We start from the raw sequence: 24,112 nt of genomic DNA on the forward strand, positions 1-24,112 counted from the left end.
TCTTTGATACATACACAATTTGATAATTAATTTAAAAGCCTTCGCATATACTTAAATAAGTAAATATGCGGAGGTTTTTGTTTTGATTACTTCATTGAATGTTGTGTTTCCCGAAAAGTGCGGGAAAATAAGGGGATTTTTTAACAGGCTGAGAGGGGACAAGGTGTGCGTTGAAATCAAAAGGGCAAGGGGCGTAAGCGTAAAACAGCTTACATACATCTGTCGCAGACAAAAGGTCAATCTCAATAAAATTGACAGGGCAATCGGCAATCAGCGCACAAGACTTTTGTGTTGCGAAGAAATGACTTTCCCAAATGACAGCGGTTACAAGCGTTTTTACTCGCCGTTTTTTTCGGCAAGACTTTGTACAAATATGGCGCTTTATGCCCTCAGCAAATTTGATACTCCCGAAAGGCTGACGGTCGGAATTTATGACCCCGACGCTCAATGCACCGACCTTGTTTCATTTGTGTTGAAATATACGGGCAATGCCTGTATTATCACAGACAACGAAGATGTGTTCTATGATGAACTGAATACCATTGCCGAAGAAACGGGTGCGTGTGCCGTTGTTACCCATCACCGTGAACAGCTTTCAAATTGTGACCTTGTCATTGCACCGTTTGAAATTGAAGAAAATCTGCCTGTAAGAAATGACGCGGTCATCCTCACAAACGGCAGACCAAAGGAAAATATAAAGGGCTTTGTGTATTTTCGCTATTGCTTTAAAATGCCGAACGGATTCGCACTTTTGCGGCCTGAGGGATTGTCGGAGGAATACTTCTGCTCAGCACTCTACACACTCGGTTCACAGTACGAACTCGGCTCAATTGTTCCCGATTTGTGCCGTAATGACAATGAGGCGCAGACAGTGAAATCTCTTTGCAGTTATCTTGCCCGTTTTGCTTGACAATCGGTGCGAAAAAAATTATAATAAATCTATATGCAGTTTTTTGCTGATATGAAAGAATTTTATACCGTATGCACGCTTGTGCAGGTGCGGTATTAACTGAAAGGAACGATATAAAATGGCAGCTAAACCAACAATGCTTACTGCGGAAGGTCTTAAAAATCTTGAAGAGGAACTTGCAGAATTAAAAAATGTCAAGCGTAAAGAAATTGCAGAGAAAATCAAGGTAGCCCGTTCCTACGGCGACTTGTCCGAGAACAGTGAATATGATGATGCAAAGAACGAGCAGGCTATTATGGAGGCAAGAATCGCTACTATCGAGTCTATCCTCAAAACTGCTCAGATTATTGATGAGTCCGAAACATCTAACGATAAGGTACACCTCACTTCTGTTGTTACAATCGAAATGGTTGGCACAGACAGACAGATGACATACAAAATTGTTGGTTCGGGTTCTAACGAAACAAATCCCGCACAGGGCAAAATTTCAGACGAATCACCTGTCGGCAAGGCTCTTATGGACAGATGTGTCGGTGATGTTGTTGAGGTTGAAACTCCCGGCGGCGTAAAGGCATTTAAGATTCTTGAAATCTCAAAGTAATTTGTTTATCTATTGAATTTTAGCTGACGGATTCTGCTTTTGCAATCCGTCAGATTTATTGATGTTGAAAAGAGAGGAATGATTGGAAATGAGTCAGAAGCCACAGCAGACCGGCACAAGCGATGTTATCAAGGTCAGATACGAAAAGCTTGCCGCCCTCAAAGAAGCAGGCAGAGATCCGTTTGTAATTACAACAAGTGCCCGTGATGTTCTCACGGAAACAATTAAAAACAATTTTGAAGAGTACGAAAACAAAGATGTATGCGTTGCAGGCCGTTTGCTTTCAAAAAGAGGCAAGGGCAAGGTTTCGTTTATGGACCTTTGGGATCGTTCGGGCAAAATCCAGATTTTTGCAAAGTTTGACGATCTCGGTGAAGAAGAATACGGTTTCCTTAAAAAGTGGGATATCGGCGATATCGTTGAAGTAAAGGGCTTTGTTTTCAAAACGCAAATGGGCGAAATTTCTGTTCATGCAAAAGAGGTTAAGCTCCTTTCCAAATCACTCAAACCCCTCCCCGAAAAGTATCACGGTCTTACAAATACAGACCTTCGTTACCGTCAGCGTTATGTTGACCTTATTATGAATCCCGAGGTAAAGGATACCTTTGTAAAGCGTTCAAAAATTATCGGCAGTATCCGCCGTTACCTTGACAATCAGGGCTTTATGGAGGTTGAAACTCCTATGCTCGTTGCCAATGCCGGCGGTGCGTCGGCTCGTCCGTTCCTTACTCACTTCAACGCTCTTGACGAGGATTTAAAGCTCAGAATTTCTCTTGAACTTTACCTCAAAAGACTTATCGTAGGCGGACTTGAAAAGGTTTACGAAATCGGCAGAGTATTCCGTAACGAGGGTGTTGACACCCGTCACAACCCTGAGTTTACTCTTATGGAGCTTTATCAGGCATATACAGACTACAACGGTATGATGGATCTTACCGAAAACCTCTATCGCCATGTTGCACAGGAGGTTCTCGGCACAACAACAATCACATACAACGGCATTGAAATGGATCTTGGCAAGCCGTTTGAGAGAATTACAATGCTTGACGCTGTTAAAAAGTATTCAGGTGTTGATTTCAACGAAATTCATTCTGACGAAGAGGCTAAGGCAATTGCTAAGGAAAAGGGTGTTGAGTTTGAAGAACGCCACAAGAAGGGCGACATCCTCAACCTTTTCTTTGAAGAATTTGCAGAAGAGCATATGATTCAGCCTACTTTCGTTATGGATCATCCGATTGAGATTTCTCCGCTTACAAAGAAGAAACCCGAAAATCCCGATTATGTTGAGAGATTCGAGTTCTTTATGAACGGCTGGGAAATGGCTAATGCGTATTCAGAGCTTAACGATCCGATTGACCAGAGAGAGCGTTTTAAGGCTCAGGAGGCACTTCTCGCACAGGGCGATGATGAGGCTAACACAACCGATGAGGATTTCCTCAACGCACTTGAAATCGGTATGCCTCCGACAGGCGGTATCGGCTTTGGTATCGACAGAATGTGTATGCTCCTCACAGATTCAGCCGCAATCCGTGATGTTCTCCTCTTCCCGACAATGAAGAGCTTGGATTCCGACAAAAAGCCGTCGGGTATTCCGAAAACAAAGGATGCTGTTGTTGAAGAAAAGATTGACTTCTCAAAGGTAAAAGTTGAGCCTTTGTTTGAAGAATATGTTGATTTTGAAACATTTTCAAAGTCAGATTTCCGTGCAGTAAAGGTTAAGGCTTGCGAGGCTGTTAAGAAGTCGAAGAAGCTTTTACAGTTCACTCTTGATGACGGCACAGGCACAGACCGCACAATTTTAAGCGGTATCCACGCTTATTATGAGCCTGAAGAGCTGGTTGGAAAGACTCTTATCGCTATCACAAATCTTCCGCCGAGAGCAATGATGGGCATTGACTCCTGCGGTATGCTCCTCAGTGCAGTTCACGAGGAAGAAGGCGAAGAAAAGCTCCACCTCCTCATGGTCGATAACCATATTCCCGCAGGTGCAAAGCTTTATTAAAATATGATGTAAAAATGTACCGTTTACAAAATAGATTGATGCAGAAATCGGTGCAAGCAAGGAAAAATCGCATAATTAGTGCAATGAGTGGGCAATTCCAATCGGGATTGCCCATTTTCAGAAAGAAAAAGACAAATCGGAATTTGAGAAGGTAAGTGAATGGGATACCATGGAGGAATATGATAATGTCGAAAGATGAGTATTTGATAACCGATACGCCCCTCAAAGCGTTGACGGTTTTTGCAATGCCAATGATTCTTGGAAGTTTTTTTCAGCAAATATACAATATGGCCGACTCTATTATTGTCGGCCAGTTTGTTGGTCCTTCCGCACTTGCAGCTGTCGGTGCATGTGCAGCATTGACCAATGTGTTCATTTGTGTGGCACTGGGAGCCGGTGTCGGAGCCGGTGTGCTTGTGAGCCGTTATTTCGGAGCCAGGGAGTATGGCAAAATGAAAACAATCGTGTCAACCTCCTTGATTAGCTTTTTGCTTCTAAGTATAGTCCTTGGTGTTTTTGGCTTTTTCTTCGCCGGCTCGATGATGAGTGGACTGCAAACCCCTGCCGACATACTGGATGATGCAGTACTGTATCTGCGGGTCTATTTTGTGGGCTTTCCGTTTCTGTTTATGTATAACATTCTTTCTACCATGTTCACCTCAATCGGCGAATCCAAAATTCCGCTGGGACTGCTGATTTTTTCGTCCATCCTGAATATTTTAATGGATCTTTGGATGGTAGCCGGGCTAGGTCTCGGTGTGTTCGGTGCGGCTATTGCAACCCTGATTGCTCAGGGAATTTCCGCAGTATTTTCGTTTTTGATTTTCTTTGCACGGATGCAGCAATATAAAAGCCCCTTTAACAGGTTTGAACGGCAGGAGCTGTATTCCATGCTTCGCATTGCGGTGCCGTCGGTTTTACAGCAGTCCACAGTGTCCATCGGTATGATGATTGTGCAGGCAGTGGTAAATCCTTTCGGTACACAGGCACTCGCCGGGTATACAGCAACGATGAGGGTGGAAAATGTTTTTTCATTGATCTTTGTATCCATCGGCAATGCGGTTTCGCCGTTTGTTTCCCAGAATCTTGGCGCAAAGAAAATTGATCGTATCAAAAAAGGCTACCATGCTGCACTGGTGCTGGATGTGTGCTTTGCCGTTCTTGCCTTTCTCGTCATTGAAACGCTACACACGCAGATCTCCTCGCTGTTCTTAGGAAAAGACGGAACGGCGTTTGCCTATCAGGTGTCCGGTGATTATATGAGGTGGATTGGTTACTTTTTCATCTTCATGGGTATCAAGATGGCAACCGATGGAGTTCTTCGCGGCCTCGGAATTATGCGTCCGTTCCTCGTTGCAAACATGGTGAACCTTGCGATTCGTCTGTCCGTTGCCCTGATCTGTGCACCGCGTTTCGGCATTGCCTTTGTCTGGCTTGCTGTACCGGCTGGTTGGCTTGCAAACTTTTTAATCTCCTATGTGGCTCTCAGGAGATCATGGCCGACTGATAAAATGGCATCAATTAGTTAACTTCCAGTTTATCGAACTTGCCCTTTGAGAGAGGAGAAATCCTTTTCTCAAAGGGTTATTTCTGTTTTGGCATTGATTTTTATAGTTAGTCTTTCCGTCGGAAGTTACTGTTCTCTCGTTTGAAAGGACAAAGGCTTTTTTAATGTGATAATCTTCGTTGCTTACAAATGTGTTCAAGGCGCTGTGAACCGTGTAATCCTTGCCCGATTTCACCTCAATAGGAACAGCTAAAAAATACACTTTTCAATGCAAATTGAGGGGCAAAAGCTACACTTTTCAAATTATGAACAGAAATTTGATATAAAAAACACGGTGCAACCTTATGCATTTGGGTTACACCGTGTTTTGTAAAATTGTTTAAATGTAGGCAGCTCTATGCTGTGATTATTTTATCAGTTCTTCAAGCTGTGACTTATTATATTTACTCTTATAGATGTCATAGCCTGCCGTGTCAAGGTTTATGTTTGCGTGTCTTTTGTCAGCCTGAACATAGACATCATCACCCTTGACATATATCAAAGCCCAAATATCTCGACTGGTATCTTTCAGGTATGATAAAAGAAGTACATAACTCGGTTCAACATCTATCGAATCCACCTTATTATCAGATGTCATATATATCAAATCGTCAGATGCCTTCAACTTTTCGTTAAGGTTGTTTTTGTTTGATTTTGAAATGAGTTCATTAGTTTTGTAGTCATAAAATTCAACTGAAAATTGGTTTGGATCTGCGGTCGGAGTAGTATCTGATAAAGCAGTTGTATCGGCTTCATCAGAAGTTTGAGCGTTATTTGACGCAACTTCACCACCACAACCTGTAAACAAAATTGAAGTTGAAATAACAACTGCTAATAACATAATCGAGATAATTTTTTTCATAATTAACACCCTCTTGTGTTTTTGTAGGCTTAATTATACACCTTAAATTTATTTTGTCAAGATATTCAAAGCAAAAAAATCAACCGCAAAGTTTTTCGCTCTGCGGTTGATTTTATTTTTATTAAGGATTACGCTTAATTGGCGTTTGCTGTTGTAAAGGTAAACTGACCGTCTGCGAAATCGCAGGTAACTACTGCGCCGTCCTTGACCTTGCCCTCAAGCATCTGCTCTGAAAGCGGGTCTTCAATCTCGTTCTGTATTGCACGGCGGAGAGGTCTTGCACCGTAGTTTTCGTCAAAGCCCTTGTCGGCAATCTCGCTGATTGCGTTGTCTGTAAAGCTGATTTTAATATTCATCTTATCAAGACGGTTTTCAAGAGTTTTGAGCATCTTAACGGCAATCTGCTTAATTTCGTCCTTGTTGAGCTTGTTGAACACGATAATATCGTCAACACGGTTCAAGAATTCAGGACGGAATACCTTGCGGAGTTCGCCTGTTACAAGCTCCTTGATGTCCTTTTTCTCGCTCTCTTCGGCATTCTCATTTTCGGAATTAAAACCGAGTGAGCTCTGCTTTTCGGTGATAAGTCTTGCGCCGACATTAGAGGTCATTATGATAATGGTATTCTTAAAGTCAACCGTTCTGCCCTGTGAGTCGGTAAGTCTGCCGTCCTCAAGAATCTGGAGGAGCATATTGAATACATCGGGGTGAGCCTTTTCAATCTCATCAAAAAGTACAACCGAATACGGTTTTCTTCTTACCTTTTCGGTGAGCTGACCGCCCTCCTCAAAGCCTACATATCCGGGCGGTGAACCGATAAGCTTTGACACGGTGTGTTTCTCCATATATTCACTCATATCAAGACGGAGCATTGCATTTTCATCGCCGAACATTGCCTCTGCAAGAGCCTTGCAAAGTTCTGTTTTGCCGACACCCGTCGGACCGAGGAAGATAAACGAACCTACAGGTCTTTTCGGGTCTTTAAGACCTACTCTGCCTCGTCTGATAGCCTTTGCGATTGCAGTTACAGCCTCGCTCTGACCGATAACTCTTTCGTGGAGAACATTCTCCATGTTAAGAAGTCTTTCGCTTTCTTCCTTAGTAAGCTGAACAACAGGGATACCTGTCCATTCGGAAACAATCTTTGCGATATCCTCGGCAGTTACCTCACCGCTGTTGCCCTTCTGCTGTTCCTGCCACTTCTTCTTTGCATCGTCAAGCTTTGTCTGAAGTTCCTTCTGCTCATCACGAAGTCGTGCAGCCCTTTCAAAGTCCTGCTCGTTAATTGCGCTTGCCTTTTCTTTTTCATAGTCTGCAATTTCATCTTCAAGCTCCTTTACATTATCAGGAGAAGTAAGAGATGCAAGCCTTACCTTTGACGCACCCTCATCAATAAGGTCAATTGCCTTATCGGGGAGGTAACGGTCTGCGATATATCTTGATGACAATGTTACTGCGGCATTGATTGCCTCATCGGTAATCTTAACCTTATGGTGTGCCTCGTAGCTGTCACGCAAGCCTTTAAGAATCTGTACAGCCTGTTCGGGAGTAGGCTCGCCAACCTTTACGGGCTGGAAACGACGCTCCAAAGCGGCATCTTTTTCAATATATTTTCTGTACTCGTTAAGAGTTGTTGCACCGATAACCTGAAAATCGCCTCTTGCAAGTGACGGTTTAAGGATATTTGCGGCGTCTGCACTGCCCTCTGCGGCACCTGCACCAACGATAGTATGAAGTTCATCAATGAAGAGGATAGTGTTCTTTGACTTTTTAACCTCGTCAATAGCCGCCTTAATTCTCTCCTCAAAGTCACCTCTGTACTTCGCACCTGCTACCATACCTGTGAGGTCAAGGCTGACAACTCGCTTGTCTTTAAGAATTTCAGGCACATTGCCCTTTGCAATTTCAAGTGCAAGTCCCTCTGCAACCGCAGTTTTACCTACACCTGGTTCACCGATAAGAACAGGATTGTTCTTTGTACGGCGGGAAAGAATCTGGATAACCCTCTGGATTTCCTTTTCTCTGCCGATTACAGGATCAATTTCGCCGTTCTTTGCGGCTTGAGTAAGATCTCTGCCGAATTTATCAAGAGCAGAACCGCCTTTCTGTGAACCGTTCGGAGCGGATTCGTTTTCAAAACCGCCGAAACCGTCATCTGCACCGCCCTGCATACCTTTTGACACAGCCTGTGCAAGTCTTTCAACAGATACACCGAGTTCTTCAAGAAAAGCAACTGCGTAGCTGTCGCTCTCCGAAAGGATTGCAAGGAGCAAATGCTCTGTGCCTACATAGGTGTAGCCTGTTTTTGAAGAAATGATAACTGCGGCTCTCAGAACTCTCTTTGTACGGGGAGTAAAATCATCGGGAGTAAGCTCAACGAGCGACATTGTACCGTTAATGGATTCAAGCTTTTCACGGAGAGCATCTTCCGTTACTCCGCACTCATTAAGAGCGGTTGCGGCAACACCGCTGCCCTCTTTTACGAGTCCGTAGAGAATGTGTTCTGTACCGACATAGTTGTGGCGCATCTCCTCTGCACTTTCAATCGCAAGATTAAGCGCCTTGTTTGCTTTTTCTGTAAAACCTTTGAACTGATACATAAAATCATCACCCTTCCTTGTGGATAATGTATTAACTGCTTATTTTCTATGAAAGAGCCTCTCTTAAAATTTTTGCCCTTTCAATATCTCTTTCCTGTGCAGAAAGATTTTTTCCTGAGTTTACCATAAGCGTTGCAGGCTCAATTTTTTCCATAAGAGAGTCAACAACCTCTGCGGTAACATCTTTTATCTGTCCCGACAAAATGCCGAAACGAACATTTGACAACAGCTTTAAAGCCTCGTCATGAGTCATAACCATTGCCGATTTCAACAAGCCTAAGCTTCTGCTCACGCTGTCCTGAATATCAATACTCTTTGCAAGTCTTTCTCTTGCCTGTTGTTCCTGAGAAACAAGCTGTTTTGTGATGTTCTCAAGATTTTCAATTGCGGCTTTTTCTGAGATACCGAGCGTTACCTGATTTGAAAGCTGATAAAGCGAACCGCTGGGTTCTGAGCCTTCACCGTAAGCACCGCGGATTGTAAGTCCGAGCTTTGAAAGGTTGCCTGCAATTCTGCCGATTGTACGGCTCTTTTCAAGTGCCGGCAGATGGAGCATAACAGAGGCTCTCATGCCTGTGCCGAGATTTGTAGGGCATTGTGTAAGATAACCGAGCTTGTCATCAAAAGCAAATTCAAGGTTTTCATCAAGCAGGGTATCAAGCTTATCGGCTGTATCATATGCCTGTTCAAGCGACAAGCCGTCTGTGATAACCTGAAGTCTTATGTGATCTTCCTCGTTAATCATAATGCTCATGCTTTCATCCTTGCTCAACAGCAATGCTCTGCCCTCTGTTTCGCTGATGAATTCGGGACTTACAAGATGTCTTTCAACAAGCGACACACCCTGTGCCTCTGTCAAATCATCAAGCTTAATCAGATTGAAATCCGAGGCAATTGAGCTGTTGCTGTCCCTGATTGCACTTGTAACCTTTTCAATAACCTTTTTTCTGCCCTGTTCGGACAGTCGGCACGGAAACGGGTAATCTTTCAGGTTTCTTGCAAGTCTTACTCTGGTGGAAATTACTTCGTTACTCATAATTAAGCCTCCATTTCCTTAATCTGATCTCTTAACTCTGCGGCATGTTCAAAATTCTGTTCCGAAATTGCCTTGTCGAGTTCCTTTTTAAGTGCCTTGATTTTATCTTTCTTTGTCATCTCGGCACTCTTTTCGGCTTTCTTTGTACCAAAACGGCTGTTCTTACCGCAATGGGTTGTGTTGCCGTGGATTCTTCTGATTGAAGGAAGAAGCTGGTCGCCGAAAATTTCGTAACATTTTGCACAGCCTACATGACCCGACTTTGCGATATCGGAATATGAGCTTCCGCAGAAGTCACAGCGTGTTGCCTGAGTTCTTGCGGGAAGGCTGTTGCCGAAGAAACTTCCGAGAAGTCCAGAAAATTCGTCCTCAAAGTTACCGAAGATGTTTGTGTATCCCATTTTCTTTGCACATTCACTGCACAAATCATATTCCTTAATTTCACCGTTGATAACGGTCTTTACATGAGTATTTGCATTGTTAGCACCGCATTTTTGACATTTCATAATAACTGCCTCCGTTCAAAATCAACTTAATGTGAGCAACATATTCTTGAACAAGTCCGCTCGCACGGCATCTCGTTTACTCTGTTCAACATTTGTAAGCGTTCTGTCGGACAACGCCGAGGCTATCAGCTTTGCCGATGTAAGCTCAATCATATCTCTTTGCAACATATTTTTGAGCATTGCCTCTGCACTTGCCTTGTCAAGTGTTGTTCCAATCGAATTTATTATATGCATAAGCGCCGTACCTCTATCCATCTTCACACGGCTTATTCGGATAAATCCGCCGCCGCCCCTACGGCTCTCTACAATGTAGCCTTTTTCGGGAGTGAATCGGGAGGTTATAACATAATTGATTTGGCTCGGTACACAACCGAGGTTGCCGGCGAGTTCGTTTCGCTGAATCTCCGCACTGCCGTTTTCACGGTCAAGCATCTCTATAATGTACTGTGCCACCAAATCGCTCATTCTCATTTTGGTCGCCTCTTTTCATTTGTTTGACTACATTATAATATCAAGGTCAGAGAAAGTCAAAGTCAATTAAAGTCAAAAATTAAAGCATAAGCTTTGAAATTCTCACGAATCCTCGCTTATGCTCTCGTTTCCTAATATTTTAAAATATTTTTGACTTTTTCTGACTTTCGAATTTTATCCGATAAAGTCTGACTTTTCAAGCAATTTGACCTTACATAATCACATTAACCGTGTAATCAACATCGTAAATTTCACCGTCAAACCAATTTATAAAACCTATGTAGATGCAGATTTTGTCATCATGTTTATTCATATCACGAACAACCTTAAAGCACTCCGACCAACCCGAAAAGCGTTCAAGTCTTTTGACTGTATCAACATCGGCATTGCCGTTTACAAACACACACATTGCAAGGTGACGGGTTGACGATAACATTCTTACAAAGTCAAGGAACATCATATTAACCTCATCGCCCGAACATTCAATTTTAAGAGCGTCTTCCTCGATTTTGTTTCCGAAAAAATCAAGCACATTGTCAAACGCTGAATCAAAGTCATCGGTTTCAGCGTTCTTTAGTCCCTGCGAAAACTTGTAAATTGCGGTAGATGCATAAATTCTCTTAATTTTTTCAATCGTCACGGCAATCACCTTCTCGGTATCGTTACTTTTATTATTATACATTATATGTGCAAATTTGACAACAAGTATGTTATTCGGGCGGTTTAATACAATTTTCGCAAAAAAGCATTTGAAATTAAACAAAAATTTTGTGCTTTCCGATTGACAATTGTACAAAGATGCTGTATTATATAATTGTACTAATGAATTAGTTCAATTGCTTGATAAGGAGCGTGATTTTATGTACAGCGACTTTGCATTAAGAACAGTTTTATATGCTATACTCTGCATCGGTGCCACCGGAATAAGCACAGGAAAACTGTTTGCCATAAATCACGGCATTTCAAAATATCTTGCTAAAAAGTCATATAGCGGCAATTTTAAAACAGTAAAAACAACATTTATTTCACTTGGTGTTGAATATGTTTCGATAGCAATAATTGCACTTTTCATCAGTTTATGCACCATAAATACAATTTACACAAATGCATTTTTTGATGAACTGTTGCCTGAATTTTTCTCGACAGCTGTTACCGTATTTGCAATCGTTGTTCTTGGTACAGAATGTGATTTCGGTTTGTGGTTACTCTTTGCAATACCCTATACTTTTCTGATTATTGCAAACATTCTCATTCTGTTTTTCGTCAATTACAAATTTGTTTATAAAGATTTTGAAGTTTCTAAAAGTAAAAGAATGAAACTTTCATTTTTCACAGCACTTGCGAATGCACCGTATGAATTATTAATACCCTACGGTCAGTTTAGAGCAATGATTTTCAAGAGTTCGATTTTATGATTTAATGTTAAGGAGGTTTGGTTTATGTTTAACTCGACATTTATGTTCAACACAACCTTTGATCCGCAATATACTTTTGTTATCCTGTTTATTAACATAATTGCATCTGTACTTTTTACATCTGTTACAGTTTTCATTGCTATGAATTATGCAAAAAGAAAAGCCTGTATGGAAAACATAACACTTATAACAGGGAAAAATTACATAACAGTAGTTCTGATTTTTTCAGTTATAAACTGTATTGCTTCATTTGCCTCATTTATGGCTATGTATGCTACTTATTATTTTACATACATACCTGTTTGTTTGATTTTTACAGTTTTATCCGCTTTGGTTGAATATTTCATTGCAAGAACCGTAGTATTCAAAAAGTTTTCGTTTGATAAAAAAGAAAAGAATAAACGAGCTTTATCCTTTATTTGCATTTGCGCACCGTACTATATTTTTATTGTCAATGCACCGTTATTTTTATACCCAATTGCTTTCACACTCGACCCCTGCTGATTGTAACGAAGTGATATTATGAAAAACATAAAAAACGGTGAGCAGATGCCCACCGTTTTTGGAATTATTTAGTTTTGGTAATTGATATAGTTGTAATGCCGCCGGTATATGAAATTGATATATCGTAACTGTCTGATTCACCAAGGTAGTTAAGAGTTGGATTTTTCTTATCGTCAGTAACTTGAGATTTTACGGTAGAAACACCTGTTTTTTCCAATGATTTAACATACTGCTTTGTGCTTTTCAAATCAGAATTATCAATAATAACCGAATAGCATTTTCGACTGTCATCAACCAGATATTGGCTGACATTCCACTCTTTCTGATTTGGCAAAACAGATGTATATTCATTGCCACTCCAGTCAAATTCACCCCTGTTGACCTTATAGGTTGCAACGGTGTCCTGTGTGGCATTTGCATTGTCACTTCCCGAATTGCCGTTGCCGCAACCCGACACGGACATCACAAGAGCAAACATACAAATAACAGCAATAAAAAGCTTTATTTTTGAATTGCACTTATGTTTTAAAAATTGTTTAATCATCTTAGCCTCCATAAAATATATGTACTTTAACTACTCATGGTTCATACATTTATTCTCATTTGATAATAATATCAAATAATTGCATAAATTGCAATACTATCTTAAAAATATAAAAAAACGGTGAGCAGATGCCCACCGTTTTTTGTGTTTAGCTTTTTAAATTTGAAATTAGTCTGAAGATAATCAAGCTTTTAAAATTAAAATATTTAACCTCAGTTACGAGAAATTAAACTAAAACAATAAAAATTTAATTAATTATTCAGCTGCTTTTCTTTTTGCAAAACATTCGCTGCAATAGTAGCTTTTGCCTTCAACAGGCTTGAAAGGAATCTTTGCAATTCCGCCGCATTCAGCGCAAACGGTTTCAAAGAATTCTCTCTCTGTCTTGGCAGCATTTTTACGAGCCTGTCTGCAAGCCTTGCAACGCTGTGGTTCGTTTGTGAAACCCTTTTCAGCGTAAAATTCCTGCTCTCCTGCAGTAAAAACAAATTCGTTTCCGCATTCTTTGCAGACAAGTGTTTTATCTTCGTACATTGGTATTTACCTCTCTTTTTCTACCTCTCGGAGGTTAGTTTGTTGCCCTGTGCGGAGTTGCACCGCAATACTGTTTAAGGACATATGCTATTTTTGCAATCCGACACGAACCTTTTTTCTTGCTCTTTGGAGTGCATTATCAACCGCCTTTTCGGTTACGGAAAGCCTTTCGGCAATCTCTTTATAGCTCAAGCCGTTGCCGTAAAGCATAAGAACATCGTACTCGGATTTTGACAAAATGCCTTGAAGGCGTGACAACAGCTGATTAAGCTGTTCCCTGCACATCAAAAGCTCCTCGGGAGTTTTGGCGGAATCTTCAATTGACTCGCCCACATCGTCCATCGGAACAATGCTTGATGAGGGAATGGCTTTTTTCTGTTCTCCCCGTCTGATTATCGAAATAAATCTTCTCTCAACAACAACCGACATATAGCTTTTAAAGCTTGCACCGCCGTTTTGGTCAAAGGCTTTGCAGGAACAAAGCAGTCCCACAAGACCTTCCTGAACAAAGTCATTGTGTTCATAGCCCTCTGCCGAAAACTTTCGTGCAATTATGCTGATTGTGTCAAGATACCTCACCGCAAGTTCATCAAAAGCACGGTCATCACCGAGGCTCACAAAATGCGCAAGCTGTGCGTCGGATAAAACACCGTAGGATTTTTGCAATTCGGTCATAACCTGCCCCTAATACTTATTCTTATACGCTTAATAATATAACAAAATCGCATAAATGTCAACAACTTAAAAGCAATTTCTGTAATATTGCATTATGATATTGAAAATAATTGTGCAAAATAGCTGAAATAAAGTCGAAATTACATACATTATGAAACTTGTTAAGAGAAAAGGAAAATGGTATAATAAAATATGTTTTACTTAATTTCAAATTAACGGTCTGGAGGAATTTTGATGGTTGTTACCTGCAACAGCTTTGGTGTGAGCGGTATGGACGGCTACAAGGTTGAGCTTGAAGCGTCAATGTATTACGGCACACGGGAATTTGATATGGTAGGTCTGCCCGACACCGCCGTGCGTGAGAGCAAGGACAGGGTTTTGAGTGCATTAAAAAACTGCGGTTTTAAATATCCTGCCGCACACACAACAGTAAACCTTGCTCCTGCCGACATAAAAAAAGAGGGACCGATTTACGATTTGCCTATTGCGGTTGCAATTCTTGTACTGCTCAATCAGATTAAGAGCAACATCTCCGACTGCGCATTCATCGGCGAGCTTTCGCTTTCGGGAGAAGTCAGAGGAATCAACGGAGTTCTGCCCATGGTTATCAAGGCGAAGGAATGCGGTATAAAGAAAATTTATGTTCCGAAAGCCAACGCAAGCGAGGGCGCTGTTGTTGACGGAATTGAAGTGTACGGTGTTGACAACATTCTTCAACTGAAAGATTATCTCAACAGCATTCTTGAACCCGCACCCGCAAAGCCGAATACACACTCACCGAAGGAGGAGCAGGACTACATTCCGGATTTTTCACAGGTTAAAGGTCAGCTTGAGGTGAAGCGTGCGCTTGAAATTGCCGCTGCCGGCGGTCACAATATTCTGCTCATAGGCCCTCCGGGTTCGGGCAAAAGTATGCTTGCAAAACGGGTTCCGTCAATTCTGCCCGATATGAGCTTTGACGAAATGATTGAAACGACAAAAATCCACTCAATTGCAGGAACGCTAAAGCATGACGGACTTATCACAACACGGCCGTTCCGTTCGCCTCACCACACGGTAACGCCCGTAGGACTCGGCGGAGGAGGTACGGGAACTATCAGACCGGGTGAGGTTTCACTTGCAAACAACGGTGTGCTGTTCCTTGACGAGCTGCCCGAATTTTCAAGGACGGCGCTTGAGGTACTCCGTCAGCCGATTGAGGACGGCTCTATCACAATTTCAAGAGCAGGTCAGAAATGCACCTATCCGTGTTCGATTATGGTGGTTGCCGCAATGAACCCCTGTCCGTGCGGATATTACGGTGATCCGACAAGAAAATGCACCTGTTCGGAACAGAAGATAAAACGCTACCTCAACCGCATTTCGGGACCGCTTCTCGACCGTTTTGATATCCATGTAGAAGTGCCTGCCGTGAAATTTGAAGAACTGCGTGACGCTTCATCTGCCGAATGTTCAGCCGACATCAAAAAGAGAGCCGACAGAGCAAGAGAAATTCAGCGTGAAAGATTTAAGGGCAGTAAAACAACCTGCAACGCAAAAATTAACGCAGAGCAGTTTGAAAAGGTCTGCATAATTGATAAAGAGGCTGAAAAGACGCTCAAAGACGCTTTTGAAAGTCTTGGACTTACCGCAAGAGCGTATGACAGGGTTTTGAAAGTTGCAAGAACCATTGCCGATTTGGACGAGTCGGAAATAATCCGCTCCGAGCATGTTCTTGAGGCGGTTCAATACCGCAGTCTTGACCGCAAATATTGGGCAAAATAGAACTTAATGCACTACACAAGAATTTAAAAATATTACTTTTAAAAATCACGGCTTTATGCTATACTATTATAGTGTGACATCAAAGCGATGTTGCAGTTTCATGACACAGGAGGTTTTTATAATGGAAATTACAAAGAATTCAATAATCGGTGATGTTCTTGATCAGTACCCCGACACAGCAGAGCTTTTCTTCAGCATCGGTATGCACTGCCTTGGCTGTCCTGCATCACGAGGCGAAACGATTGAAGAAGCTTGTATGGTACACGGTGCAGACGCAGACGCACTCGTTGCAGACCTTAACAAAGCAATTGCATAATGAACGGCGCATCTGATTTTTCGCTTGATAACCGTCTTGCGCTTTGTGCAGACTTTGTGCGTGACGGAGCAAAGGTTGCCGATATCGGCACAGACCATGCCTATCTTCCGGTGTGGCTGTGCCGTATTGGCAGATGCGACACAGCGATTGCCGCAGACATCAACCCCCTGCCCCTTGAACGGGGAATTGAAACAATTAACAACAGCGGTCTTAACAATCGAATTGAAGCAAGGCTTTCAAACGGTCTTGAAAAAATTTCGGGCGATGAGGCTGATGACATAGTAATTGCAGGAATGGGCGGAGAACTCATTTCGCAGATTATCGAAAACTGGGAGTTTTCAAAGGACAGGTCAAAGCACTTTATTCTTCAGCCTATGACCAAAAGTGAAGAGCTTATGCGTTGGCTGTTTGCAAACGGTTTCAGCGTTATCAAGCGTGACTGCTGTACTGCCGCAAACAAGTGCTACACGGTAATTCTTGCCGAATACAGCGGTAAGGTTCGCACGGTATCCGAAAGCGACCTTTTCCTTTACGGACTTGATCCGAAAAACAACCCCATGCACCGCAGATTTATTGAAGGCTGTGTGCGCAGACTTTTAAAACAGGCTAAGGGCAACCCTGTCTGTGCCGAAACCGCACGCATTCTTGAGGAGAGCTTTAAGTGAAAACCATAAACGATATACTTAATTTTTTTGAAGAATTTGCGCCCTGTGCAACTCAGATGAGTTTTGACAACGCAGGGCTTATTGTGGGCGACAAATGCACAGCCGTAAGCCGTGTGCTTGTCGCTCTTGACATTACGGAGGATGTTGTGAATGAGGCGGAAAGTCTGGGATGTGAGCTGATTATCAGTCATCATCCCGTAATTTTTGCCCCTATAAAAAGGCTTTCGCCTTCTTCCGTTCCCTATATGCTTGCACAAAAGGGAATTTCCGCCGTTTGTATGCACACCAACCTTGATCTCGGAGAAAAGTTCGGAGTGAACATCTGCCTTGCAGACGCACTCGGAGTCAAAAAGCCCGTGCTGTCGGAGTTTGGAGAGTGTATGTTCACGGGCGAGCTTGAAAGCGAAACCGATATTCACGATTTTGCAAAGCTTGCAAAGAAAAATCTTGACTGCAAAGGACTTCGCTACACCGACATTAAAGACAGGGTTAAAAAGGTTGCCGTATCGTCGGGTGCAGGCGGTTCAAATGTGTTTGATGCAGCTTTGGCGGGTGTTGATGTGCTTGTCACGGGAGAAATCAAGCACCATGAGATTATCGCCGCAAATTCACTCGGAATTGACATTATTGATGCAGGTCACTTCAAAAGTGAAGATGTTGTAATTTTGCCGCTTGTAAACAGGCTTTCAGAGAAATTTTCCGACATTATTTTTACAAAATCGCAATCCTGTGACGATATGATTAAATTTATTTAACCTGTAAGCATCATTATCAAAATATTTGTTGCATAATTTGTTACAATTTGATATAATGATACGGTAAATTACTATATGTGGTAGTGCGCCGTCTGTACGCACCGCAAAATGAGGTATTATGAGAATCAGAAAAAAGAAATGGGCAGAACCGGAGCTTTCCGTTTGCGACTTTTATGTAAAAAATCCTGAGGAATACGCAGGAAAATGGATGCAGGCTTTCAAAAAAGAACAGCCGTTGTATCTTGAAATCGGCTGCGGCAAGGGTGGCTTTGCGGGACAGCTTGCACTTAAAAATCCCGACAAAAACATTATCGCACTTGACATCAAGGTTGATATGCTCGGCGTCGGCAGAAGAACAATTGTAAAGCTTTTTGAGGACGCAGGCAAAACGCAGGATGATATTACAAATCTTTTACTTGTAAAGTACAATGTTGAAATGCTTGACAAAATTATTACGGCTGACGATAAGATTGACAGACTTTTCATCAACTTCTGTAATCCGTGGCCGAGAGCAAAGCACAAAAAGCGCAGACTTACATACTACAAAAAGCTTGAAATGTACAAAACATTTTTGAAGCCTGACAGCGAAATCCGTTTTAAAACGGACGATGACGAGCTGTTTGACGAAAGTCTTGAATATTTTGAGCAGAGCGGATATGAGATTTTGTACCTTACCCGTGATTTGCACGCAAGCAATGTTACGGACAATATTGAAACGGAGCATGAAAAAATGTTCTCCGAGGAGGGCATAAAAATCAAGTATCTTATTGCAAGGCAAAAGACTTAAAGAATCAAAATAAATGGCAGGGGGATTTTTTGTGAAGATTAAAAAACTGATTTCGGCTGTGCTTTTCGGCTCAATGCTTTTATGCATGAGCGGCTGCAATATTTCCGATTTCAGTGCCGACAATCTTCTCCGACCTCCCAAGGCAGTCGGCGATGAGGCTGAAATTGAACAGCTGATTGCAAAAACCGCCGACAGCGGTTATACGCTTAAGTATCCGAAAAACGGAAAATTCCGCAGTGCGATAATTATGACTGACCTTGACGGCAACGAAAGCAACGAGGCTGTTGCTTTTTTCCGCAACAGTGCCGAAACCTCTTCGGTACATATGCTCGTTATGTATTCAAAGGATAATTCGTGGAAGATTGCATCCGACAACATCTTTGAAACAACGGATATTGACAGCGTCGATTTTGCGGATTTAACCGGCAACGGAAAGGCTGAAATCATTGTCAACTCAACAACCTACACTCCGAATGTCGGCAAGCTTTCCTGCTATTCCTACTCAGACGGAAAAACAAGCGACATCGGGTCCGGACAGAGCTGTTCAAGCTTTGTTACCGGAGATTTTGACGGTGACGGAACAAACGAAATTATATCACTTGTTCTCTACACAACCGAGAACGAGGCTCTTGCGTCAATGCTTGATTACAACGAGGACAGCAAAAGCCTGTATGCCAAAGCAATGGCAAACATGGATCCGAATGTTGTAAAGTACAAGAACATTGCCGTTACAAAGCTTGATAACGATATTACGGGAATTGTCGTTGACGGAACCTCGGCAAGTGAGATTACGAACACACAGGTTATCTTTTACAGCCGTGACCTTGCAATTCTGCGTAATCCTATGTTTAAGGAAAAGACAAAGAACCTTTCCGAACGCACCTCGTCTGTTATTTGTTCCGACATTGACAAAGACGGCAGTCTTGAGATTCCGGTTACACTTGCTCTTCCAAAACAAAAGGGCGACACCAAAAACATCTATGCAGACAAAATTATCTGGAACAGCTTTGATACCGTAAAAGAAAATCTTATAAAAAAGCAGACAGCCGTTATAAACTATGATTTTATGTTTATGATGAGCTATCCCGATAAGTGGGACGAAAACAAGGTTACGGCAATTACAGACCTAAAAAAAGGAACTACCTCATTTTTCGCATGGAACGGCTCAAAGCTTGACACGGAGCTTTTTGAAATAAAGGTGCTGCCGATAAACGAATGGGAATCCGGAAAATCAAACAATTTTACACTTATTACAAAAGACGATAAATATGCATACACATTTAATAATATAAATCCCGACACACAGATTTCGCTCAGTGATGACGAAATTAAAACCGGTTTTATGACACTTGTTCAATCGGGAATCTAACCATAGTAACGGAGGTTTTGGTATGAAAAAAATTCTTGTTTGTGAGGACGAGGCGGCAATTCGTGACTTTGTCGTTATCAATCTTACAAGAGCAGGCTACGAAGTAGTTGAGGCAGACTGCGGCGAAGCGGCTTTGCAAAAATATGAAGATAATAACGGTGACTTTGATGTTGCAATTCTTGATGTTATGATGCCGGGCATTGACGGTTTTCAGGTTTGTAAGGAGCTGAGAAACCGCAACGGCGGAATCGGAATTATTATGCTTTCCGCAAAAACACAGGAAATGGACAAGGTAACAGGTCTTATGCTCGGTGCAGACGACTATGTTACAAAGCCATTCTCACCGAGTGAGCTTCTTGCGAGAGTTGACTCACTCTACAGAAGGGTTGCGCTTGCACAGTCACATTCAGAAAACAACTTTAAGGAAGAACTTAAATCAGGTGAATTTACACTTAATCTTCGCAACCGTGCTCTTATGAAAAGCGGCAAGATGATTGAACTGACACAGGTTGAATTTCAGATTATGGAGTACTTCTTCTCGAATCCGGGTGTTGCTCTTGACAGAATCGACATTCTCAATCATGTATGGGGTGACGCTTATGTCGGTGAGGATAAAATTGTCGATGTTAATATCCGCAGGCTCAGAATGAAGGTTGAGGACGAGCCGTCAAATCCCAAGCACATCATCACCGTTTGGGGACTCGGCTACAAGTGGGATTCAGGCGAATAATTCCGACAAAATTCCGCACATAATCTATACAAAGGAGGACGGCAACAATTTTTAAGGGCATTTCAAAAAGATGGATGCTCAACACATTGAGCGTCGTACTGACAATCATAATACTTATTGTTGTCAGCCTTATTTTTATTGTTACATATATTTTTCAAAACAGCGTTGAACAAAATTTAAATACAACAAGCAGTGAGCTTTCTCTTGTTTTCTCGGGATTTCAAAGCGACAGTTCAACCTCATTTGTGGCGTCTGCCCGTGACTATGTTGAAAACTTTGACAAAAAGGAAGAAATGGAAGTTATCGTAATCAATTCTTCCGGCAGAGTTGTTATGACTTCAACAGGATTCACTCCCGATGAAAACGAACAGATTCCCGACTTTAACGAGGCTCTCTCTGATGAAAGCGGATATGCCTACTGGAACGGCAAGCTTTCATCGGGCGAAAGTGCTATGAGCCAGACGAGAATTATCACCAACGAAAACGGAACCTGCGTCGGTGCGGTAAGATATATTGTTTCTATGGAACAGGTAAATACTGCAATCGTGCTTGTATCTGCAGGGATTATCATAAGCGGTATTGTTATAATTGCACTTGTAATTTTGTCGGGACTTATGTTTATCCGTTCAATCGTTACCCCGATAAGAAAGCTTTCGGAGATTTCAAGCAAGATTGCCCACGGCGACTTTTCGCAGGCTAAAAAAATCGAGTACAAATATGACGATGAAATCGGCGACCTCTGTGACGCAATCAGCGATATGGCGCTGGATCTTCAAACAGCCGATCAGATGAAAAACGATTTTATTTCACGAGTATCACACGAACTGCGTACTCCGCTTACGGCGATTAAGGGCTGGGCTGAAACAATGCAGCTTTCCGAAAGAGGAAAGCTTGACCGCAAAACCTTTGACCGCGGTATGGGAGTTATTATCAATGAAAGTTCACGCCTTACAAGCATTGTAGAAGAGCTTCTTGACTTCAGCCGTATTCAGAGCGGAAGAATGAAGCTCATCAAGGAAAAGCTTGACATTCTTGCAGAATTTGACGATGCGGTTTACTTCTTAAAGGAAAGAGCCGTTACAGAGGGCAAGCATCTTCTCTATGATGAACCCGAGGCTGTTTATCCTGCCGTTTACGGCGATAAAAACAGGCTCAAGCAGGTTTTCCTCAATGTGCTTGACAATGCGTTAAAATACACACCAAAGGGCGGTGTTGTTGCCGCTCAGGTAATCTACAGCAAAGATGAACCCGATATTATCAAGATTGTAATAACCGACACAGGCTGCGGAATTTCTGCCGAAGACCTTCCAAAGGTTAAGGAAAAATTCTACAAAGCAAACCAGACTGTCGGCGGTTCGGGAATCGGACTTGCGGTTGCCGATGAGATTATGAACCTCCACAACGGTTCGCTTAATATCGAAAGCGGAGAGGGCGTTGGCACAACCGTAACACTAACCTTCCCTGTATATAAAGAGGGCAGTGAAAACTCACTTCCCGAAAATATTAAGCTTTAATCTTATTTCTCTGTGCAGCCTAATACAGAAAGGAACAGCTAATGGCTAAAAATACTACTAAAAAAATCACCTCAATCGGCGGCAGTGCTTTGATTGAGGGCATTATGATGAGAGGTCCGAAACGCACAACCGTGTGTGTTCGTACCGCACCCGACAAGATTTACAGCGAGGATATAAGCATAAACACAATTCCCTCAAAATGTAAGCTTTTCAAGCTTCCGTTTCTCAGAGGAATTGCAGGTCTTATTGACTCAATGCGACTTTCCTACAAAGCGCTTATGCTCTCTGCCGATAAGGCAATTGAATCAACCGAAATTGAAGAAGAACCGTCAAAGTTTGAAAAATGGCTTGATGATAAATTCGGCGACAAGCTTGTTAAGGTTATGATGGTAATTGCGTCAATCCTCGGTGTTGCGCTTGCCGTGGGACTTTTCTTCTTTGTCCCCTCTTTCCTGTTTGACCTCAGTGCAAATGTTGTGCCGGCTTTCAAGGGTGACGGCGGAAACGCTGTTTTCTGGAAGTCTGTTTTTGAGGGTGTTCTCAAGATTATTCTTTTCTTACTTTATATTATAGTATGTTCACAAATGACAGAAATGAAAAGGGTGTTTATGTACCACGGTGCCGAGCACAAGACAATTTTCTGCTACGAAAACGAAGAAGAACTCACAGTTGAAAATGTTAAAAAGCAGAGCCGTTTTCACCCGAGATGCGGAACAAGCTTTATGGTTCTTATGCTGATTGTCGGCATTCTTGTCGGTCTTTTCGTTCCTGTTGCACCCTTCGGCATCGGATTTTTAAGACCTGTATTCAAGATTCTTCTTCTCCCCGTTTCATGCGGAATCGGTTACGAGCTTATCAAAATCTGCGGTAAGCACGACAATGCCGCAACAAGAATCATTGCCGCTCCCGGACTTTGGGCGCAGAGAATCACAACAAAAGAGCCTGACGACACTATGATTGAAGTTGCAATTGAGGCTATCAAGGCTGTTATCCCCGAGGACGGCTCGGACATTGTAAGCAAGTAATGACTGTAAACGAAATTTATCAAAGCGGACTTAAACTGCTTGAAAATAATAATATTGAAAATTCAAAATTTGAGGCGCAAAGTCTTTTACAAAAGGCTTTTTCGCTTGACAGAGTCGGCTTTATCATTCACAAAACTGATAAAGCCGATGAAAACTGTTCGCATAACTTTTTAAATTTTATAGAAAGACGAATTTCAGGCGAGCCGTTGCAGTATATTCTCGGCGAATGGAGCTTTATGGGATTCGATTTTAAGGTGGGCAGAGGCGTGCTTATACCCCGTGATGACACGGAAGTGGTTGTCAATCTCTGCATTGATTTTCTCAAAAACAGAGCCGATAAAAAAACGGTTGACCTCTGTTCGGGCAGCGGTGCAATTGCCGTTGCACTTGATAAAATTTCGGGTGCAAAGGTTACGGCAGTTGAAATTGACGAAACCGCTTTTTCATATCTTGAAACAAATGTAAAAGAAAACAATTCGTCAGTAAAGCCTGTTATGGCTGACGCTCTCAAAATCTGCGATACATTTGCAGACGGTGAGCTTGACCTCATCGTTTCAAATCCGCCTTATATAAAATCAGCCGACATAGAAACACTTCAAAAAGAGGTTCAGCTTGAACCAAGACTTGCACTTGACGGCGGCGAGGACGGCTGTGATTTTTACCGTGAAATAGTGAACCGTTGGAGCAGAAAACTCAAAAAGGGCGGTGCGCTTGCATTTGAACTCGGAGAAGGTCAGGCTGACGCAGTAAAGGCACTTATGACTGACAAAGGCTTTTCGGATTTTAAAATTTCGCTCGACTTTGGCGGTGTGCAGAGGGCGATTATTGGGACTTTGCTCTGATTTTAGAAAATTTGTTCGATGAAATTACCGCCAAATTATTGCATTTTTCCCTCACATATTTTATAATCTTAGTGCGAACATAACCGCCGTTGAAGTAACGGTTATGTTACAGACTGAAAAACATCAGCTCCCTTTGCGG

Annotated in this window: 24 protein-coding genes; 15 read left to right on the forward strand and 9 right to left on the reverse strand. The window is 42.2% G+C overall.

From position 1 onward, the window contains the following. The first annotated feature begins 82 nt into the window (after nucleotides 1-82). The 4 genes from QDI94_RS06440 to QDI94_RS06455 all read left to right on the forward strand — a co-directional run bounded on the left by QDI94_RS06440 (nucleotide 83) and on the right by QDI94_RS06455 (nucleotide 5,042). On the forward strand, nucleotides 83-910 hold the full coding sequence (locus QDI94_RS06440) for a hypothetical protein (RefSeq protein ID WP_101028972.1): 828 nt from the start codon (nucleotides 83-85) through the stop codon (nucleotides 908-910). Nucleotides 911-1,028: 118 nt separating this feature from the next. Further along, on the forward strand, nucleotides 1,029-1,511 hold the full coding sequence (greA, locus tag QDI94_RS06445; protein WP_015522791.1) for a transcription elongation factor GreA: 483 nt from the start codon (nucleotides 1,029-1,031) through the stop codon (nucleotides 1,509-1,511). Nucleotides 1,512-1,599: 88 nt separating this feature from the next. Beyond that, nucleotides 1,600-3,513: a lysine--tRNA ligase gene (lysS, locus tag QDI94_RS06450; RefSeq protein ID WP_117979658.1), complete on the forward strand. Its 1,914-nt coding sequence runs from the start codon at nucleotides 1,600-1,602 to the stop codon at nucleotides 3,511-3,513. Between the two features lie 185 nt (nucleotides 3,514-3,698). After that, complete coding sequence (locus tag QDI94_RS06455; RefSeq protein ID WP_278866327.1) at nucleotides 3,699-5,042, forward strand: MATE family efflux transporter; 1,344 nt, start codon at nucleotides 3,699-3,701, stop codon at nucleotides 5,040-5,042. Between the two features lie 384 nt (nucleotides 5,043-5,426). Here the strand turns inward: QDI94_RS06455 and QDI94_RS06460 are convergent, their stop codons facing one another. The 6 genes from QDI94_RS06460 to QDI94_RS06485 all read right to left on the reverse strand — a co-directional run bounded on the left by QDI94_RS06460 (nucleotide 5,427) and on the right by QDI94_RS06485 (nucleotide 11,174). Beyond that, on the reverse strand, nucleotides 5,427-5,921 hold the full coding sequence (locus tag QDI94_RS06460) for a hypothetical protein (protein WP_278866324.1): 495 nt from the start codon (nucleotides 5,919-5,921) through the stop codon (nucleotides 5,427-5,429). Between the two features lie 134 nt (nucleotides 5,922-6,055). Beyond that, a complete protein-coding gene (locus tag QDI94_RS06465) occupies nucleotides 6,056-8,521 on the reverse strand; it encodes an ATP-dependent Clp protease ATP-binding subunit (RefSeq protein WP_117881629.1) in 2,466 nt (821 codons plus the stop codon). Nucleotides 8,522-8,567: 46 nt separating this feature from the next. Next, complete coding sequence (locus QDI94_RS06470) at nucleotides 8,568-9,557, reverse strand: protein arginine kinase (RefSeq protein ID WP_015523343.1); 990 nt, start codon at nucleotides 9,555-9,557, stop codon at nucleotides 8,568-8,570. A 2-nt stretch (nucleotides 9,558-9,559) separates the two neighbouring features. Further along, complete coding sequence (locus tag QDI94_RS06475) at nucleotides 9,560-10,063, reverse strand: UvrB/UvrC motif-containing protein (protein WP_021882921.1); 504 nt, start codon at nucleotides 10,061-10,063, stop codon at nucleotides 9,560-9,562. 21 nt (nucleotides 10,064-10,084) lie between these two features. Beyond that, the gene (locus tag QDI94_RS06480; RefSeq protein ID WP_046431992.1) at nucleotides 10,085-10,534 is read right to left on the reverse strand and encodes a CtsR family transcriptional regulator; all 450 of its coding nucleotides are present in this window, start codon (nucleotides 10,532-10,534) and stop codon (nucleotides 10,085-10,087) included. 211 nt (nucleotides 10,535-10,745) lie between these two features. Continuing rightward, on the reverse strand, nucleotides 10,746-11,174 hold the full coding sequence (locus QDI94_RS06485; RefSeq protein WP_101070379.1) for a hypothetical protein: 429 nt from the start codon (nucleotides 11,172-11,174) through the stop codon (nucleotides 10,746-10,748). Nucleotides 11,175-11,394: 220 nt separating this feature from the next. Here QDI94_RS06485 and QDI94_RS06490 point away from each other — a divergent pair, with 220 nt between their 5' ends. Continuing rightward, on the forward strand, nucleotides 11,395-11,949 hold the full coding sequence (locus QDI94_RS06490) for a hypothetical protein (RefSeq protein ID WP_278867974.1): 555 nt from the start codon (nucleotides 11,395-11,397) through the stop codon (nucleotides 11,947-11,949). Between the two features lie 568 nt (nucleotides 11,950-12,517). Here QDI94_RS06490 and QDI94_RS06495 read toward each other — a convergent pair. The 3 genes from QDI94_RS06495 to QDI94_RS06505 form a co-directional block, all read right to left on the reverse strand. Further along, complete coding sequence (locus QDI94_RS06495; protein ID WP_278867975.1) at nucleotides 12,518-12,997, reverse strand: hypothetical protein; 480 nt, start codon at nucleotides 12,995-12,997, stop codon at nucleotides 12,518-12,520. A gap of 255 nt (nucleotides 12,998-13,252) precedes the next feature. Continuing rightward, on the reverse strand, nucleotides 13,253-13,531 hold the full coding sequence (locus QDI94_RS06500; RefSeq protein WP_021882914.1) for a zinc-ribbon domain containing protein: 279 nt from the start codon (nucleotides 13,529-13,531) through the stop codon (nucleotides 13,253-13,255). A gap of 87 nt (nucleotides 13,532-13,618) precedes the next feature. Then, complete coding sequence (locus tag QDI94_RS06505) at nucleotides 13,619-14,206, reverse strand: sigma-70 family RNA polymerase sigma factor (RefSeq protein WP_278867976.1); 588 nt, start codon at nucleotides 14,204-14,206, stop codon at nucleotides 13,619-13,621. A gap of 234 nt (nucleotides 14,207-14,440) precedes the next feature. Here QDI94_RS06505 and QDI94_RS06510 point away from each other — a divergent pair, with 234 nt between their 5' ends. The 10 genes from QDI94_RS06510 (at nucleotide 14,441) to prmC (ending at nucleotide 23,973) form a co-directional block, all read left to right on the forward strand. Then, on the forward strand, nucleotides 14,441-15,970 hold the full coding sequence (locus QDI94_RS06510) for a YifB family Mg chelatase-like AAA ATPase (RefSeq protein WP_278867977.1): 1,530 nt from the start codon (nucleotides 14,441-14,443) through the stop codon (nucleotides 15,968-15,970). Nucleotides 15,971-16,091: 121 nt separating this feature from the next. Beyond that, complete coding sequence (locus tag QDI94_RS06515; RefSeq protein ID WP_015523330.1) at nucleotides 16,092-16,286, forward strand: DUF1858 domain-containing protein; 195 nt, start codon at nucleotides 16,092-16,094, stop codon at nucleotides 16,284-16,286. Then, nucleotides 16,286-16,951, forward strand: coding sequence for a class I SAM-dependent methyltransferase (locus tag QDI94_RS06520; RefSeq protein WP_278867979.1), 666 nt, complete (start codon nucleotides 16,286-16,288; stop codon nucleotides 16,949-16,951). Before QDI94_RS06515 ends, QDI94_RS06520 begins: the two co-directional genes overlap by 1 nt. After that, entirely contained in the window at nucleotides 16,948-17,706 is a 759-nt protein-coding gene (locus QDI94_RS06525; RefSeq protein ID WP_278867982.1) for a Nif3-like dinuclear metal center hexameric protein, read from the forward strand. The genes QDI94_RS06520 and QDI94_RS06525 overlap by 4 nt, the downstream gene beginning before the upstream one ends. Nucleotides 17,707-17,824: 118 nt before the next feature. Next, the gene (gene trmB / locus QDI94_RS06530; protein WP_101028989.1) at nucleotides 17,825-18,493 is read left to right on the forward strand and encodes a tRNA (guanosine(46)-N7)-methyltransferase TrmB; all 669 of its coding nucleotides are present in this window, start codon (nucleotides 17,825-17,827) and stop codon (nucleotides 18,491-18,493) included. Between the two features lie 31 nt (nucleotides 18,494-18,524). Continuing rightward, nucleotides 18,525-19,862 carry an FG-GAP repeat domain-containing protein gene (locus tag QDI94_RS06535; protein ID WP_278419812.1) on the forward strand — a complete coding sequence of 446 codons (1,338 nt, stop codon included), beginning with the start codon at nucleotides 18,525-18,527 and terminating at the stop codon, nucleotides 19,860-19,862. Between the two features lie 22 nt (nucleotides 19,863-19,884). Further along, entirely contained in the window at nucleotides 19,885-20,592 is a 708-nt protein-coding gene (locus tag QDI94_RS06540) for a response regulator transcription factor (RefSeq protein WP_278419811.1), read from the forward strand. An 86-nt stretch (nucleotides 20,593-20,678) separates the two neighbouring features. Then, entirely contained in the window at nucleotides 20,679-22,106 is a 1,428-nt protein-coding gene (locus QDI94_RS06545) for a sensor histidine kinase (RefSeq protein WP_278867984.1), read from the forward strand. A gap of 41 nt (nucleotides 22,107-22,147) precedes the next feature. Continuing rightward, the gene (locus QDI94_RS06550) at nucleotides 22,148-23,131 is read left to right on the forward strand and encodes a DUF1385 domain-containing protein (RefSeq protein ID WP_021882907.1); all 984 of its coding nucleotides are present in this window, start codon (nucleotides 22,148-22,150) and stop codon (nucleotides 23,129-23,131) included. Then, entirely contained in the window at nucleotides 23,131-23,973 is an 843-nt protein-coding gene (gene prmC, locus QDI94_RS06555; protein ID WP_278867986.1) for a peptide chain release factor N(5)-glutamine methyltransferase, read from the forward strand. The genes QDI94_RS06550 and prmC overlap by 1 nt, the downstream gene beginning before the upstream one ends. The last annotated feature ends 139 nt before the right edge of the window (nucleotides 23,974-24,112 follow it).

This window comes from Ruminococcus bromii (assembly GCF_928721825.1).
In the GTDB taxonomy this organism is placed as follows: Bacteria; Bacillota; Clostridia; order Oscillospirales; family Acutalibacteraceae; genus Ruminococcoides; species Ruminococcoides bromii.